This window comes from Pseudomonas sp. NPDC089396 (assembly GCF_044749545.1).
GTDB lineage: Bacteria > Pseudomonadota > Gammaproteobacteria > Pseudomonadales > Pseudomonadaceae > Aquipseudomonas.
The window spans coordinates 370,916-387,003 of record NZ_JBIVIC010000007.1; the positions used below are offsets into that span (position 1 = coordinate 370,916).

14 protein-coding genes are annotated in these 16,088 nt (G+C 63.3%); 8 read left to right on the plus strand and 6 right to left on the minus strand.

The genetic code is table 11. The features are described from left to right. Nucleotides 1-108 precede the first annotated feature (108 nt). From ACIPZB_RS16135 to ACIPZB_RS16170, 8 genes are all read left to right on the plus strand, one after another. A complete protein-coding gene (locus ACIPZB_RS16135) occupies nt 109-1,347 on the plus strand; it encodes an OprD family porin (protein ID WP_400641497.1) in 1,239 nt (412 codons plus the stop codon). Between the two features lie 119 nt (nt 1,348-1,466). Further along, nucleotides 1,467-2,273, plus strand: a complete 807-nt coding sequence (locus ACIPZB_RS16140; RefSeq protein WP_400641499.1) for an NAD-dependent epimerase/dehydratase family protein — start codon at nt 1,467-1,469, stop codon at nt 2,271-2,273. Between the two features lie 26 nt (nt 2,274-2,299). After that, nucleotides 2,300-3,175: an SMP-30/gluconolactonase/LRE family protein gene (locus tag ACIPZB_RS16145; RefSeq protein ID WP_400641501.1), complete on the plus strand. Its 876-nt coding sequence runs from the start codon at nt 2,300-2,302 to the stop codon at nt 3,173-3,175. Between the two features lie 66 nt (nt 3,176-3,241). After that, on the plus strand, nt 3,242-4,213 hold the full coding sequence (locus ACIPZB_RS16150) for a TRAP transporter substrate-binding protein (RefSeq protein ID WP_400641503.1): 972 nt from the start codon (nt 3,242-3,244) through the stop codon (nt 4,211-4,213). Between the two features lie 67 nt (nt 4,214-4,280). Beyond that, complete coding sequence (locus ACIPZB_RS16155; protein ID WP_400641505.1) at nt 4,281-4,808, plus strand: TRAP transporter small permease; 528 nt, start codon at nt 4,281-4,283, stop codon at nt 4,806-4,808. Continuing rightward, the gene (locus ACIPZB_RS16160) at nt 4,809-6,089 is read left to right on the plus strand and encodes a TRAP transporter large permease (RefSeq protein WP_317659340.1); all 1,281 of its coding nucleotides are present in this window, start codon (nt 4,809-4,811) and stop codon (nt 6,087-6,089) included. It begins immediately after the preceding gene. Between the two features lie 57 nt (nt 6,090-6,146). Further along, complete coding sequence (locus tag ACIPZB_RS16165) at nt 6,147-7,061, plus strand: EamA family transporter (RefSeq protein ID WP_400641508.1); 915 nt, start codon at nt 6,147-6,149, stop codon at nt 7,059-7,061. A gap of 23 nt (nt 7,062-7,084) precedes the next feature. Beyond that, nucleotides 7,085-7,954, plus strand: coding sequence for an aldose 1-epimerase (locus tag ACIPZB_RS16170; RefSeq protein ID WP_400641510.1), 870 nt, complete (start codon nt 7,085-7,087; stop codon nt 7,952-7,954). Nucleotides 7,955-7,999: 45 nt separating this feature from the next. Here the strand turns inward: ACIPZB_RS16170 and ACIPZB_RS16175 are convergent, their stop codons facing one another. The 6 genes from ACIPZB_RS16175 to ACIPZB_RS16200 form a co-directional block, all read right to left on the minus strand. Continuing rightward, a complete protein-coding gene (locus ACIPZB_RS16175) occupies nt 8,000-9,295 on the minus strand; it encodes an MFS transporter (protein WP_400641512.1) in 1,296 nt (431 codons plus the stop codon). Between the two features lie 190 nt (nt 9,296-9,485). Then, the gene (locus ACIPZB_RS16180) at nt 9,486-10,382 is read right to left on the minus strand and encodes a LysR family transcriptional regulator (protein WP_400641514.1); all 897 of its coding nucleotides are present in this window, start codon (nt 10,380-10,382) and stop codon (nt 9,486-9,488) included. 174 nt (nt 10,383-10,556) lie between these two features. Then, a complete protein-coding gene (locus ACIPZB_RS16185) occupies nt 10,557-12,587 on the minus strand; it encodes a pyridoxamine 5'-phosphate oxidase family protein (RefSeq protein ID WP_400641515.1) in 2,031 nt (676 codons plus the stop codon). A gap of 26 nt (nt 12,588-12,613) precedes the next feature. Then, nucleotides 12,614-13,237, minus strand: coding sequence for a glutathione S-transferase family protein (locus ACIPZB_RS16190; protein ID WP_400641517.1), 624 nt, complete (start codon nt 13,235-13,237; stop codon nt 12,614-12,616). 150 nt (nt 13,238-13,387) lie between these two features. Beyond that, nucleotides 13,388-13,942 carry a UPF0149 family protein gene (locus ACIPZB_RS16195; protein WP_400641519.1) on the minus strand — a complete coding sequence of 185 codons (555 nt, stop codon included), beginning with the start codon at nt 13,940-13,942 and terminating at the stop codon, nt 13,388-13,390. 179 nt (nt 13,943-14,121) lie between these two features. Continuing rightward, nucleotides 14,122-15,765 (minus strand): acetolactate synthase large subunit, encoded by a 1,644-nt coding sequence (locus ACIPZB_RS16200; RefSeq protein ID WP_400641521.1) that lies wholly within the window; start codon nt 15,763-15,765, stop codon nt 14,122-14,124. Nucleotides 15,766-16,088: the final 323 nt, after the last annotated feature.

Genomic DNA, 16,088 nt, shown 5'->3' on the forward strand with positions numbered 1-16,088 from the left:
TCACCCTTTCCGGCCCTGACCGGCCCATTACCTACCCGCCCCTGCCGCAGGCCGCTCGCGCGTGCCCGGTGGACGGGCTGCCACACCCTTTTGTGGAGCACAACAATAATGAAAATCTGCCAAACCCTTCCCTTTGCCCTGCTCGGGGCCGGTGTGATTGCCGGCCTGCCAGGTACCAGCGTGGCCGCAGGCTTTGTCGACGGCAGCAAGGCCACTCTGGGCCTGCGCAACTTCTACATCAACCGCAACTTCACCAACCCGAGCAACCCGCAGAGCAAGGCCGAGGAATGGACGCAGAGCTTCATCCTCGACGCGCGTTCGGGCTTCACTCAAGGGCCGATCGGGTTTGGCGCGGATGTGCTGGGGCTATGGTCGGTGAAGCTCGATGGCGGTGGTGGCACCTACGGCACGGCGCTGTTGCCGCGGCATGACGATGGCCGGCCGGCGGATGACTACGGGCGCCTGGCAGTGGCGGGCAAGGCGCGGATCTCGAAGACCGAACTGAAGATCGGCGAGTGGATGCCGGTACTGCCTATCCTGCGCTCGGACGATGGCCGCTCGCTGCCGCAGACCTTCCGCGGTGGGCAGGTGACGTCCAGCGAGATGGCCGGGTTGACGCTGTATGGCGGCCAGTTCCGCGGCAACAGCCCGCGCAACGATGCCAGCATGGAGGACATGAGCTACGGCGGTGGGGTGTCGGACCGGTTCAATTTCGTCGGTGGCGAGTACAAGTTCAACCAGGACCGTACCTTGGTCGGGCTGTGGAACGCGGAGCTCAAGGACGTCTACGAGCAGCAGTACCTGCAACTGAGCCACAGCCAGCCGGTGGGCAGCTGGACCTTGGGCGCCAACCTGGGTTACTTCCACGGGGGCGAAGACGGCTCGGAAAAGGCCGGCAAGCTGGACAACGAGACGTACTCGGGAATGTTCTCGGCCAAATATGGCGGCAACACCTTCTGGGTCGGGCTGCAGAAAGTCGATGGCGACACCTGGATGCGGGTCAACGGTACCAGCGGCGGAACCTTGGCCAACGACAGCTACAACTCCAGCTTCGACAATGCCAACGAGCGCTCATGGCAGGTGCGCCATGATTTCAACTTCGTCACCTTGGGCGTGCCGGGGCTGACCCTGATGAACCGCTACATCAGCGGCCGCGACGTACACACCGGGGCGGTGACCGATGGCAAGGAGTGGGTGCGTGAGTCGGAGCTGGCCTACGTGATCCAGAGCGGTCCATTCAAGGACCTGAGCGTGAAGTGGCGCAACTCGTCGATTCGGCGGGATTACAGCAATAACGAGTTCGATGAGAACCGGTTGATCTTCAACTATCCGCTGTCGTTGCTGTAACAGGCGCCCCCACGTGGCCGGCAGGGTCACAGAAATAACATTGACAACCGCGGAACACGCTGCCGATAATCCATCGCAGTCATACGACAACCTACAACAATTAACAAATAGAGCCGGCCATGACCACTACCCCCCTCAATCGCCTGCTGCTCACCGGAGCCGCAGGCGGCCTGGGCAAGGTCCTTCGCGAACGCCTGCAAGGCTTCGCCGAGGTATTGCGCCTTTCCGATATCAGCCCGATGGCACCTGCCGCAGGCCCGCATGAAGAGGTGGTGACCTGCGACCTCGCCGACAAGGCCGCCGTGCATGCACTGGTCGAAGGTGTCGACGCCATCATCCACTTCGGCGGCGTGTCGACCGAGCATGCCTTCGAAGACATCCTCGGCCCCAACATCTGCGGCGTGTTTCACGTCTACGAGGCGGCGCGCAAGCATGGCGTCAAGCGCATCATCTTCGCCAGCTCCAACCACACCATCGGCTTCTACCGCCAGGACGAGCGTATCGACGCCCACTCGCCGCGCCGGCCCGACAGCTATTACGGCCTGTCCAAATGCTACGGCGAAGATGTCGCCAGCTTCTACTTCGACCGCTATGGCATAGAAACCGTCAGCATCCGCATCGGCTCGTCCTTCCCGCAGCCGCAGAACCCGCGGATGCTCTGCACCTGGCTGAGCTACGACGACCTGGTGCAACTCATCGAACGCGGGCTGTTCACGCCCAACGTCGGCCATACCATCGTCTACGGTGCCTCCGCCAACCGCACCGTGTGGTGGGACAACCGCCATGCCGAACACCTGGGCTATGTGCCCAAGGACACTTCCGAGGTGTTTCGCGAAGCGGTGCAAGCCCAGCCGGCACCTGCAGCCGATGACCCGAGCATGGTCTATCAGGGCGGCGCTTTCGCCGTGGCCGGACCGTTCAACTGACCCGTAGCACGCCAGGAGGCAGCGCCATGAACTGCGAACTGATCGTCGACGCCCGCAACGGCACCGGCGAAAGCCCCGTCTGGCACCCCATCGAACAGGCTTTGTACTGGGTCGACATTCCCGCTCGCCAGTTGCACCGCTGGCAGGATGGCGCCCACCGGAGCTGGCAAGGCGACCAGATGCTCGCCTGCATCGCCCGTACCGAAGGGGGCTGGGTCGCCGGCATGGAAAGCGGCATTTTCCGCCTCGAGGCCAAGCCCGATGGCCGCCTCGACAGCCGTCTGCTCACTGCCGCCGAGCACGCCCAGGCCGGCATGCGCTTCAACGACGGGCGCTGTGACCGCCAGGGCCGCTTCTGGGCCGGCAGCATGTTGATGGACATGTCCCAAGGCGCACACGTCGGTGCGCTTTACCGGCACGACGGCGAAGGGCAACTTCACCTGCAGCAGGACGGCATGATCGTACCCAATGGCCTGGCCTTCAGCCCCGACGGCACGCGCATGTACCTGTCCGACTCGCACCCCAACGTGCAGAAGATCTGGGTGTTCGACTACGACATCGACAGCGGCACACCGCACGACAAGCGACTGTTCGTCGACATGCGCGCCTTCCCGGGCCGCCCGGACGGTGCCGCGATCGACCAGGATGGCTGCTACTGGATCTGCGGCAACGACGCCGGGCAAATCCACCGCTTCACCCCGGACGGGCGTCTCGACCGCTCCCTGGATGTGCCGGTGAAGAAGCCTGCCATGTGCGCCTTTGGCGGCGCCAACCTGGACATCCTGTTTGTCACCTCGATCCGCCCTGACGGGATCGACCTCTCCGACCAACCCCTGGCCGGCGGAGTATTTGCCTTGGAGCCAGGCGTCAAGGGTCTGGAGGAGCCTGCCTACCGGGGCTGAACACCCCACTGCCGCACCTGTACCGACACGACCGAAACCAGATAATAAAAACCACGGAGTTTCATCATGACGTTCAAACGCACGCTGCTTCTAGCCGCACTCCCGTTCGCCTTCAGCCTCGCCCTGCCAGCTCACGCGCTGGACATCAAGTTCGCCGAGATCCACCCGGCCGGCTACCCCACGGTGGTCGCCGAACAAAACATGGGCAAAAAGCTCGAAGCCGCCAGCAATGGCGAAATCACGTTCAAGATGTTCGCCGGTGGCGTGCTGGGCTCGGAAAAGGAAGTGATCGAGCAGGCGCAGATCGGCGCCGTGCAGATGACCCGCGTCAGCCTCGGCATCGTCGGCCCGGTGGTGCCGGACGTCAACGTGTTCAACATGCCGTTCGTGTTCCGCGACCATGAGCACATGCGCAAGATCATCGACGGCGACATCGGCCAGGAAATCCTCGACAAGATCACCAACTCCGAATTCAACCTGGTGGCCCTGGCCTGGATGGACGGCGGCTCGCGCAGCATCTACACCAAGAAGCCGGTGCGCAGCCTGGAAGACCTCAAGGGCATGAAGATTCGCGTGCAGGGCAACCCGTTGTTCATCGACATGATGAACGCGATGGGTGGCAACGGTATCGCCATGGACACCGGCGAAATCTTCAGCGCACTGCAGACCGGCGTGATCGACGGCGCCGAGAACAACCCGCCGACCCTGCTCGAACACAACCACTTCCAGAGTGCCAAGTACTACACCCTCACCGGGCACCTGATCCTGCCCGAGCCGGTGGTGATGTCCAAGACCACCTGGAACAGCCTCACCCCTGAGCAGCAGGCGTTGGTGAAAAAGGTCGCCCGCGAAGCGCAGATGGAAGAGCGTGCGCTGTGGGATGCCAAGTCCGCCGCCAGCGAAGAGAAGCTCAAGGCAGCTGGCGTGGAGTTCATCACCGTCGACAAGAAGCCGTTCTACGACGCCACCGCCTCGGTACGCGAGAAGTACGGCGCGCAGTACGCCGACCTGATGAAGCGTATCGACGCGGTCCAGTAACACCAGCCCCCTTCCAAGAAGACCTCGGCAGCGCGGCGACCGTCGCCCTGCCGCTTTGGTGATGCCTATGAAAACACTTTTCCTGCGCGCGAACGACAGGCTGTACAGCGCCTGCATCTGGGTCGCCGGCCTGGCGGTGCTGGCCATGTCGCTGATCATCCCCTGGGGCATCTTTGCCCGTTATGTGCTTGGCACCGGCTCCAGCTGGCCGGAGCCGGTAGCGATCCTGCTGATGGTGCTGTTCACTTTCGTCGGCGCTGCCGCCAGTTACCGCGCAGGCGCACACATGGCCGTCGCGATGCTCACCGACCGCCTGCCTGCGCCCCTGCGCCAACTGATCGGGCTGCTGGTCCAGCTGCTGATGATCCTGGTGTGCGTGTTCATGACCTGGTACGGCGCCAAGTTGTGCATCACCACCTGGAACCAGTTCATGGCATCGCTGCCCGGAGTGCGGGTGGGCATGAGCTACGCACCGATCCCGCTCGGTGGCGTGCTGACCCTGATCTTCGTGATCGAAAAACTCGTCCTGGGTGACCAGAGCAATCGCCCGGTGGTGCGCTTCGACCTGGTCGAAGAAAACGAAGGAGCTGCGTAAATGGATGCTGTGATTCTTCTGGGCAGTTTCATCCTGCTCATCCTGATCGGCATGCCGGTGGCCTACGCCCTGGGCCTGGCAGCGTTGATCGGCGCCTGGTGGATCGACATCCCGCTGCAGGCGATGATGATCCAGGTGGCCAGCGGGGTTAACAAGTTCTCGCTGCTGGCGATACCGTTCTTCGTGCTGGCCGGGGCGATCATGGCCGAGGGGGGCATGTCGCGCCGGCTGGTGGCGTTCGCCGGCGTGCTGGTGGGCTTCGTGCGGGGCGGCCTGTCGCTGGTCAATATCACCGCCTCGACCTTTTTCGGCGCCATTTCCGGCTCGTCGGTGGCCGACACCGCATCGGTCGGCTCGGTGCTGATCCCGGAGATGGAGCGCAAGGGCTACCCCCGCGAGTTCTCCACCGCCGTGACCGTCAGCGGCTCGGTACAGGCGCTGCTGACCCCGCCCAGCCACAACTCGGTGCTGTACTCGCTGGCGGCCGGTGGCACGGTGTCGATCGCTTCGCTGTTCATGGCCGGAGTCATGCCCGGGCTGCTGCTGAGCGCGGTGATGATGGGGCTGTGCCTGATCTTCGCCAAACGGCGCAACTACCCCAAGGGCGAGGTGATCCCGTTGCGCCAGGCGCTGAAGATCGCCGGTGAGGCGCTGTGGGGGCTGATGGCCATGGTGATCATCCTCGGCGGCATCCTGTCGGGCGTGTTCACTGCCACCGAGTCGGCCGCAGTGGCGGTCGTGTGGTCGTTCTTCGTGACCATGTTCATCTACCGCGACTACAAGTGGCGCGACCTGCCAAAGCTGATGCACCGCACGGTGCGCACCATCTCGATCGTGATGATCCTGATCGCCTTCGCCGCCAGCTTCGGCTACGTGATGACCCTGATGCAGATCCCGTCGAAGATCACCACGGCGTTCCTGACCCTGTCGGACAACCGCTACGTGATCCTCATGTGCATCAACTTCATGCTCCTGCTGCTGGGCACGGTGATGGACATGGCGCCGCTGATACTGATCCTCACACCGATCCTGCTGCCGGTGATCACCGGCATCGGTGTGGACCCGGTGCACTTCGGCATGATCATGCTGGTCAACCTGGGTATCGGGCTGGTCACGCCGCCGGTAGGTGCAGTGTTGTTCGTGGGGGCGGCAATCGGCAAGGTGAGTATCGAGGCCACGGTAAAGGCACTGCTGCCGTTCTATATGGCGCTGCTCCTGGTGCTGATGGCCGTGACCTACATCCCGGCGATTTCGCTGTGGCTGCCGAGCGTCGTGCTGTAAACCCCTCACCCGGCGGGCCCTGGCGGCCCGCCCTTCCCTGCAAAATGGACGCTGCACATGGCTGTCGCTGCTTCTGACTCTCTCTTTCCGCGCAGGCTGGCAGTCGCACTGCTGGCGCTGCTGGCATGCTCGTTCGCCGGCAACCACATTGCCGCACGCATTGCCTTCGATGACGACACCGGCGTGCTGGTGGCCATCCTCTGCCGCTCCGGCATCACCTTTTTGGTGCTGGCCAGCCTGGTGCTGTGGCAGCGCCAGCCACTGAGCCTGCCGGTCGGCACGCGGCGCTGGCAGTTGCTGCTCGGGCTGCTGATCGCCACCCAGAGCCTGTGCCTCTACTCGGCGGTGGCGCGCATCCCGGTAGCCCTGGCGCTGCTGGTGGGCAATACCTTCCCGATGCTGCTGGCCCTGTTGACCTGGGCGCTCGGCGGTCCCCGCCCGACCCGCCGCACCGTGCTGTTCATGGGCCTGATCTTGTGTGGCCTGGTACTGGCTCTGGACGTGCCCGCGCACCTGGCCGGCAAGGCCAACCCGCACTGGCTGCTGGGCGTGAGCCTGGCCTTCTGCGCCGCCTGCGTGTTCGCCTGCGCGTTGTGGATCACCGACCACAAACTGGCCGCCGTGCGCGGCCCGGTGCGCAGCCTGCTGACCTTGCTGATCGTGTTCGCCAGCATGCTGGTGGCCGGGGCCAGCGGGGTGATGCCTGCCGGCCTGGCGCTGCCTGCCAGCGGCAATGGCTGGATAGCCTTGGCCAGCCTGGTGGTCCTGTACGGTGTGGCCTTCACGTTGCTGTTCGTCTGCGTGCCGCGACTGAACATGGCACAGAATGCACCGGTGATGAACGTCGAACCGATCGCCACCCTGCTGCTGGGCTGGGCGTTACTGGACCAGCGCCTGTCGACTTGGCAACTGGTCGGTGGGGCCGTGGTGGTATGCGGCATCGTGTTGCTCACCTACCGCAGGGCGAGCTGATTCCATTCTCCGAGGAGCCGTTGATGGCTGTCACCGAACTGCACCTGCAAGACCACCTGACCCACCTGAGCATCGCGCCTGAACTGGGCGCCAGCCTGATCAACTGGGTTGTGAAAGCGACCGGCCAACCGCTGCTGCGCCATGCCGATCAGGCCGCCCTGGCCAGCGGTACACCGCGGCAGCTGGGATGCTACCCCTTGGCGCCCTGGTCCAACCGTATTGCCGAGGGTGGTTTCGAGCGGCCCGCAGGCTGGCTGCCCCTGGCGCCAAACACCGCACACGACCCCTACCCCATTCATGGCACTGCCTGGCAGCAGGCATGGCATGTGGACCACCACAGTGAGCGACGCGCCCGGCTGACGCTAGACAGCAGGGTGCCGTTCGCCTATCGGGCAGTACTGGATGTGCACTTGCACGAAGGATGCCTGCATTTGGAGCTGCATGTGACGCACCTGGATGAAGCCGCGACCTGGTACGGGCTGGGCTTTCATCCTTACTTCCCGCGCTATCCCGACACACTGCTGCGAGCGGCGGCGCGGCATGTGTGGCTGGCCGAAGAGGGACGGTTGCCATCGTACTCGGCAGACGTTCCCCAAGACTGGTGCTTCGAGGCTCCAGGCCCTTTGCCGGCGCACGTGGTCGACCATGCGTTCGGCGGGTGGCCTGGGGACTGTGTGATCGAGCAGCCCAGCGCGGGTTATCAACTCAAATGCAGCGCCAGCGGCACTGAACATTTCCTGTTGTTCTGCCCGCAGGACAAGCCGTTCTTCTGTTTTGAAACCGTCAGCCACCCGATCAATGCACACCATCTACCTGGGCGACCGGGCTTGCGTTTGCTGCAGCAGGGTCAGGAGATGAGCCTGGGTTTCAGCATGGCGTATCATGCGCTGTAAGGGCTTGCCGGTAGGGGCCGCTGCGCGGCCCCACCGTTCCATGCGTTAAACCAGCACTCCACCGGAGGTCTCGGCCTGGCGCTCCTGCGGCGCCCCGCGCACCTCTCGCGCCACCTTCCACACCAGCACTGCCGCAACGATATCGAACGCCGCCAGCACGACGAACAGCGGGCTGTAGCCGATCTGCGTCACCAGGATCCCGAACACCAGGGTAAACACCGCCGCGCCCAGGTACCCGCACATGCCACCCATGCCGGTAGCCGTCGCCACCTGATCCTTGCTGAACGAATCCGAGGTGATCGAGTACAACGCGCCCGACAGTGTCTGGTGCGCAAAGCCGCCGATGCACAGCAACAGGATCGCGGTATATGGGCTCTCCACCAGGCCGATGCAGGCCGGGCCGATCATGCAGCTGGCGCCGAACACCAGCACCATCTTGCGCGAGGTGAACAACGACACCTTGAAGTAACGGTGGAACAGCGGGCTCAAGTAACCGCCGAGCACGCAACCGATGTCGGCCGCGAGAAACGGCAGCCAGGCGAACATCGCCACTTCCTTGATGTTCATGTGCCGCTCGGTCATCAGGTACAGCGGGATCCAGGCGTTGAAGGTCTGCCAGGCAGGCTCCGACAGGATGCGTGCCGAAGCGATGGCGTAGAAGTTGCGGGTCTTGAAGATACGCTTCCAGGCACCTTTCTCGCGTTTCTCTTGCTTGAAGTGCGCTTCCTGGCCACCAAGGATGTAGTCGCGCTCTTCGGCACTGAGGTGTTTCTGGTCACGCGGGTGCTTGTAGAACAGCATCCAGAGCAGCGTCCAGACGATGCCGGAAACCCCGACAATCACAAAGGCCAGCTGCCAGCCGCTGTGCAGGATTGCCCAGACCACCAGCGGCGGCGCCAGCAAGGCACCCAGCGAAGAGCCAATGTTGAACCAGCCAATGGCCACCGAGCGCTCCTTGGCCGGAAACCACTCGGTGGTGGCCTTGACCCCAGCCGGCAAGCCGGCCGCCTCGGTCATGCCCAGCAGGCCGCGCATGAACGCCATGCTCTGCCAGCCGGTAGCCAGAGCCGCACCCGCGCAAGCCACCGACCAGGCCATGGCGAAGACGGCAAAACCCAGCTTGGTGCCGATGAAGTCGATGAACCAGCCGGCGATCGGCTGCATGAGGGCGTAGCACACCTGCCAGGCCGCGACGATCTTGGCGTATTGCTCGGTGCTGATGGACAGGTCGGTCATCAAGGTGGGGGCAGCCACCGAGAGGGTGTTGCGGGCGAGGTAGTTGACGACCAGCCCAGCCGTGACAAGGCTGACCATCCACCAACGGATGCCTTTCATCTTCATGGTTCACCTGAATATTGTTTTTAGAGGCGCGGGTGATTGCCTCGACGCCGGCAGGGCGAATTGAGACAAATTATTTCAGGCGAAAGAGTGCCATGTCATAGGTCGTCGTACAACAAAATTGTTTTTGCTTAGTAACGCTGGATAACCGACCGAAAACACTAGGATCAGCCAATGTTGTTGTAGTACGACATCAATCCAATCCTTGAGCCCGAAGGGTGGCGACCAGCAAATCGACAAACGATCGCACCTTGGCAGAGCCGTACTTGCTCTCGCGGTGCAGCACATGAATAGGCCAGGGTGCCTCTTCGTATTCGGCGAGGATCACCTGCAGCTGCCCGCAGGCGATCTCGTCGACCACTTGATAGGACAACAGCCGGGCAATCCCCAACCCGCCCACCGCCGCTGCGATCGCACCGTCATTGCTGGTCACGGTAAGCCTCGGTTTCATGCGTACCAGGGTGGGTTCGTCGGTCACGCCGAAGCGCCAGCCAGCCCGTGGCGACAGGTTGGTGGTGGCGATCACTGCATGCTCCGGCAAGTCCGACGGGTGCTGCGGTATGCCATACCGCGCCAGGTAATCGGGTGAGGCGCAAAGCATGCGCCGTACCCTGCCCACGCGCAGGGCCTTGAGGCCGGAATCAGGCAGCGGGCCGATGCGCACGGCCACGTCCATGCCCTCCTCCACCATGTTGACGATACGGTCGAGGAAGTAGGCCGTCACGTCCACCTCGGGGTACTGCTGCAGGTAGCGCACGATGCACGGCATGACGAACTTCTTGCCGAACAGGATCGGGGCGGTCACTGCCAGCTCGCCCTTGGGCGTGGCGTTGATGCCGGCGGCGGCTTCGTTGGCCTCGTTGATGCTGGCGAGGATGTGTCGGGTGTCTTCCAGGTAACGATTGCCCGCCTCGGTCAGGCGCACGCTGCGGGTGGTGCGCAGCAGCAGCTTGACGCCAAGCTGGTCTTCGAGGGCGCTGACGGCACGGGTGACGGCGGCGGGGGAGATATCAAGGCGACGGGCGGCGGCGGCGAAGCTTTCGAGCTCGCCTACGGCGATGAACACCTTCATCAGGTGGATGTGGTCCATGCCGGCTCCTGGGCATCGGGGGTGGTCGGATTATCGGTTATCTGAGGATAATGTGCTGACTGTACCGGCCCTATCGCCGGCAAGCCGGCTCCCACAGGTACCCCACCGGGCCTGAGAGCAGTGACATACCTTGTGGGAGCCGGCTTGCCGGCGATAGGGCCGGTACAGGCCACATCAAAGCTCCAGCACCAGCGCCTGCGCGCCCTCCTCCAGCTTGGCAGGCACGGCACAGCAGATCAGCACCGTACCGTTCTCCGGCAGCTCGGCTGGCGGGTTTGGGTAATGCACTTGCCCGCTCACCAACTTGGTCTTGCAGGTGCCGCATGAACCGCCTCGGCAACTGAAATCCGGCGATAGCCCGCGCGCCTCGGCCAACTCCAGCAAGGTACCGCTGGAAGGAGCCCAACGGGCTTCTTTGGCCGAACTGGCGAAGTACACCGGCACTGGCTCGCTGGCGGCGGGCGGCTGTTGCAGCACCGGCTTGTTGTCGTCGCCATGGCGCCTGAGCGTCGACGGGCCGAAGGCCTCAGCATGGATACGGGCATCTGGCACATGCACTGCGCGCAAACCTTCGTAAAGCGCTTGGGTGAAGCTCGCCGGTCCACACAGGTAGAAGTCGTGATCGTCCAGCGGCAGCGCTGCCTTGACCTGTGCGATACCGAGGCGGCCAGCGTGCTCATAGTCTCGCCCTGGCACCGCTTCGGCCTCCGGCTGGCTCAGCGCCCGGTGCACGCTCAAGAGGGCACCCGCTTGCCGGCGCAACTCGGCCAGCTCCTGCCGGAAGGGTAATTCGGCAAGGCTACGGGCGCCTTGGAACAGGTGAATACGCCGCCCCTTCTGTCTGGCCACTTGTTCACGCAGCATGGCCATCAGCGGGGTCATGCCTACACCCGCTCCAATCAGCACCAGGGGCCGGTCACTGTCGCCCTCCAGGGTGAAGCTGCCCATGGGCAGGCGCACCTGCAACGGGTCACCGACGGCGATCCGTTCATGCAAGTAACGCGATGCGGGGCCTTGGGCCTTGACGCTGATGCGCAGGTGACCATCGGACGGTGCGCTGGACAAGCTGTAGGTTCGAATCAGCGGAGCCTGGCCCGGCAAGGCAATACGTACCGGAATATGCTGGCCCGGGGCGAAGGCTACCGGTCCATCAGTGGCAAGGTAGAAGGAACGTATATCCCGGCTTTCCTGCTCCACCCGCTGCACCCGCCACGTCAGCCACCGGCGTTGCCGCTCATGCTGCTGCAGGCGTTGCTCGGCTTCGGCCCAGGTGCCGGTCATCAAGCTGGTCGGTGCGTATTCCTGGAAGGCCCAGCGCAAGGAAATGGCAGCGCGGCGCAGCACCACGTGGTCGACCGTCAGCGTCCACAGCCGCTCGGCGCCTTCGAAAGCCTTGATCGTCGGGCTGTCGAGGATCACCTCGGTGCGCCCGGTCAGTTGCAGCACGTTGCCGTTGCTGAAGTCGACGAACAACAGCCCCGCCTGCGGGTTTTCCAGCAGGTTGCCGAGGGTATTGAAGTGCAGGTTGCCGGCGTAGTCGGGGATGGTCAGGCGATTGCCTTCGACTTTGACGAACCCTGGACGCCCCCCGCGATGGGAGACATCCACGGCGCGATGGCCGTCTGGGTGATCGATATAGCTGGCGACGAAGAAGGTGTCGGCGTGCTCGATCATCGCCACCGCCTGTGCATCCAGTACGGTTGAATCCAGCCGCCCCTGCGCCGGCTCATCCACACGGCGGTAGGTGCGCAACTGGATGTACTGCGGGCAGTTGCCGAACGACTGCTCCACCGCAACCGCCAGCTGGCCGCTGGAGGCGCGGTGAATCAGGCCGTTCATGCGGTTGCGCCGGCGGGTGTGCAGCTCGATGCCGAGCAGGCCGATGGCCTCGCCTGCCGCCAAACCCGGGGTTGCCGGGTCGTCGCTGGCGGGCTGGGTATCGATCAGCAATTGCCGTGGGTCGGGTGAACTGATGAACCCTTCCGAGCCCTCCAGCAGCGTCGCCCATGGCTTGCCGTCGGCATCCACCGCGCCCACGACGAGGAACGGCAGTTGATGGTAGAAGTTGCGGTGCTGGTCGGGCATGTAGTCACGAATGACCTTCTGCCCGAACGCCTCCATGCGCTGCGCTACTCCCACCTGCTCCTGCAGGCGTTTCTCACCGGCGTGCCAAGGTGAGCTGTGTTGGTCAGGGCGTTGTGACATGGCGGCATTCCTCGGTTATCCGCGGATCACACGGTGGTTTGCAAGCCCACGACGGTGCGCGGCATGGCGACGAAACCGGGCAGTGCTTCGACCCGAGCCAGCCAGGCACGCACATGCGGGTACGGCTCCAGCGAGACATTGCCCTCTGGGGCGTGGGCGATGTACGAGTAGTTGGCGACATCAGCGATGGTCGCTTCGTTGCCCACCAGGAACGGTGTCTTGGCCAGTTCGGCATCCATGACTTTGAGCAGGGTGTGGGCCCGGCCAATCACTTCGTCCGTGTTGAACGAGGCACCGAACACCGTGACCAGGCGAGCGGCGGCAGGGCCAAAGGCGACCGGCCCGGCGGCGACCGACAGCCAGCGTTGCACACGGGCGGCGTCGACCGGGTCGTGAGGCAGCCAGCGACCTTGCTTGTCGTAGGTGCTGGCCAGGTAGACCAGGATGGCGTTGGAATCGGCGATGACGGTGCCGTTGTCATCGATCACCGGCACCTGGCCGAACGGGTTGAGTGCGAGGAATTCCGGCTGCTTGTGGGCGCCCTTGGCCAGGTCGACGAAGACCAGTTCGGCAGGCAGGTTCAGCAGGGAGAGCATCAGCTCGATGCGGTGGGCGTGGCCGGACTTGGGGAAGTTGTAGAGTTTGATCACGGTGAAGGCTCCAGGGTCGGCACCGGCGTGGTGCGGCTAGAGCTCATGCTGCGCTGAATCGGCGGACAACAGAATCAGTGCCGTGGGGAAACCATAATTTCGCCAGGCGAAATAATCAGGGCTAACGGGCTACGGCACTGACGGTTCAGCTCAATGGCGCTGCTGTCGCTGATAGCGATACAAGCCCTTGGCCGCCGCGACCACTTGCGGCACACAGGCCTGCAGCTCGCTGAAGCTCATGGCATCGAGCACTTCGAAATTGTCTTCCAGGCCATGCAGCGAGATGGCCTTGAGCAGCGCATCCTGTTCGGCTGGCAGCTCGGCCCAGCCGGCGACCTGAGTGCCGCGCATATAGCCGAAGCACCACTCCTCCATGATGATCGCGGTACCTTCCTCGGCTTCGCTTTCTTCGAACACGGGCTCGAAGCCTTCAAGGTCATCCGCCAACTGCTCCGCCACTTGATGGGCGTAGCGCAGCATCAGCGCCGTGTAGGCTTCTTCGTGGGCGGGTTTCTTGAATTTTGGGACCTTGCCGCCTGCCACTGCTGGCAGCCACTGCTCGGGGATGACCAGCGTCGGGGAACTGGCCAGGGCAGTGAAGAAGCCGTTGAGTTCGGCCAGGTTGAGCACTGAATAGTCGTTGCCGTAGGTAATCAGCAGGTCTTCGAGGCGGTCGAGTTCTTTTTCGCTGAGCGCGGGGAGCATGTATAGGCGTCCTGGGGTGGCGTTTTGCGTGCACCCTAGCACATGGGGATCGGTGGGGAAGGATTGTCTTGCGTACAAAAGCAATCGCCGGCGAGCCGGCTCCCACAAGTTCACCACTGGCTTTGTATGCAGTGACGTACCTGTGGGAGCCGGCTTGCCGGCGATTTGGCCTTCAGCTATTACACCGCCAGCGCGCGCTCACGCAGCTCGCTGTTGAGGATGCGGTCGTTCTCGCTGTAGTCGACCGGGCAATCGATCACGTGCACTCCTGGGGTCTTGATGCAGTGCTCGAGCAGCGGCAGCAAGCCTTCTGCGCTTTCCACACGGTGGCCATTGGCACCATAGGCTTCGGCGTACTTGACGAAGTCCGGGTTGCCGTAGTCCAGGCCGAAATCGGTGAAGCCCATGTTGGCCTGCTTCCAGCGGATCATCCCGTAGCCGTCGTCACGCAGGATCACCACGGTGATGTGCATGCCCAGACGTACCGCGGTTTCCAGCTCCTGGCTGTTCATCATGAAGCCGCCGTCACCGCACACCGAGATCACTGGACGATCCGGGTACACCAGGTGCGCCGCCATGGCCGATGGCAAGCCGGCGCCCATGGTCGCCAGAGCGTTGTCCAGCAGCACGGTGTTGGGCTTGTGGGCCTTGTAGTTGCGGGCGAACCAGATCTTGTAGATGCCGTTGTCCAGGGCCACGATGCCTTCGGATGGCAGGGCACGGCGCACGTCGGCGACCAAGCGCTGCGGGTAGACCGGGAAGCGGTCGTCGTCCTTGCCTTCGGCGATCTGCGCTTCGTTGGCTTCGCGGATGGCCATCAGGCGAGTGAAGTCCCAGTGCGAGGTGTCGCCCAGGCCTTCAGCGATCTGCCAGACGGCGTTGGCGATGTCGCCGATCACTTCGATCTGCGGGAAGTACACGGCATCGACTTCGGCGGAGCGGAAGTTGATGTGAATGACTTCGGTGCCACCACGGACCATGAAGAATGGCGGCTTCTCGATCACGTCGTGGCCGATGTTGACGATCAGGTCGGCGGCTTCGACGGCACGGTGGACAAAGTCACCGGAGGACAACGCAGCGTTGCCCAGGAAGCGCGGGCTGCGTTCATCGACCACGCCCTTGCCGAGCTGGGTGGTGACGAACGGGATGCCGGTCTGGTCGATCAACTGCTTGAGGACCTTGGCGGTCATCTTGCGGTTGGCGCCGGCACCGATCACCAGGATCGGGCTGCGGGCGTTGCGCAGTTTTTCGATGGCGGCTTCGATGGCCACATGCTCGGCCAGCGGACGACGATGCAGGCTCGGTGGAATCGGCATGGCGTCGGTCTGCTCGGCGGCGATGTCTTCCGGCAGTTCCAGGTGCACTGCGCCCGGCTTTTCTTCTTCAGCCAGACGGAAGGCTTCACGCATGCGCGACGGGATATTGTCGGCCGAGGCGAACTGATGGGTGTACTTGGTGATGGGGTCCATCATGCCGCACACGTCGATGATCTGGAAGCGGCCCTGTTTGGACTTCTTGATCGGCTTCTGACCGGTAATCATCATCATCGGCATGCCGCCCAGGTAGGCGTATGCACTGGCGGTTACCAGGTTGGTCGCGCCAGGGCCGAGGGTCGACAGGCTGACGCCGGTCTTGCCGGTCAGACGGCCATAGGTGGCGGCCATGAAACCTGCGGACTGCTCGTGGCGGGTCAGTACCAGCTTGATCTTCGACTTGCGCAGGGATTCCAGCAGGTCGAGGTTTTCCTCACCAGGAATGCCGAATACATACTCGACACCTTCGTTTTCCAGGCATTGCACAACGACATCGGCGGCCTTGGCCATCTTGCTTGTAACCTCAGTTGTATAGGACGGTGGAGGTCCAGAAATGCGCAGCACGGTACGCTGGCATCGCTCTGTCCGGGCGCGAGGATGCCCCGAACCTAAGCCTTGACGCAGACCAGGCAGGGAAAAGTCACGTTAACGAACAGGATTAATTGTCGCACCGTTTAGTGCATTTGAAGAGGTAGCAGACGGACAAAACATCTTTGATTACGGAGGTAAAGGCGCCGGAAAGACAAAACCCCTACCTGCTCGCGCAGATAGGGGTTTTGCGAAATGAATCTTGACGATGACCTACTCTCACATGGGGAAACCCCACACTACCA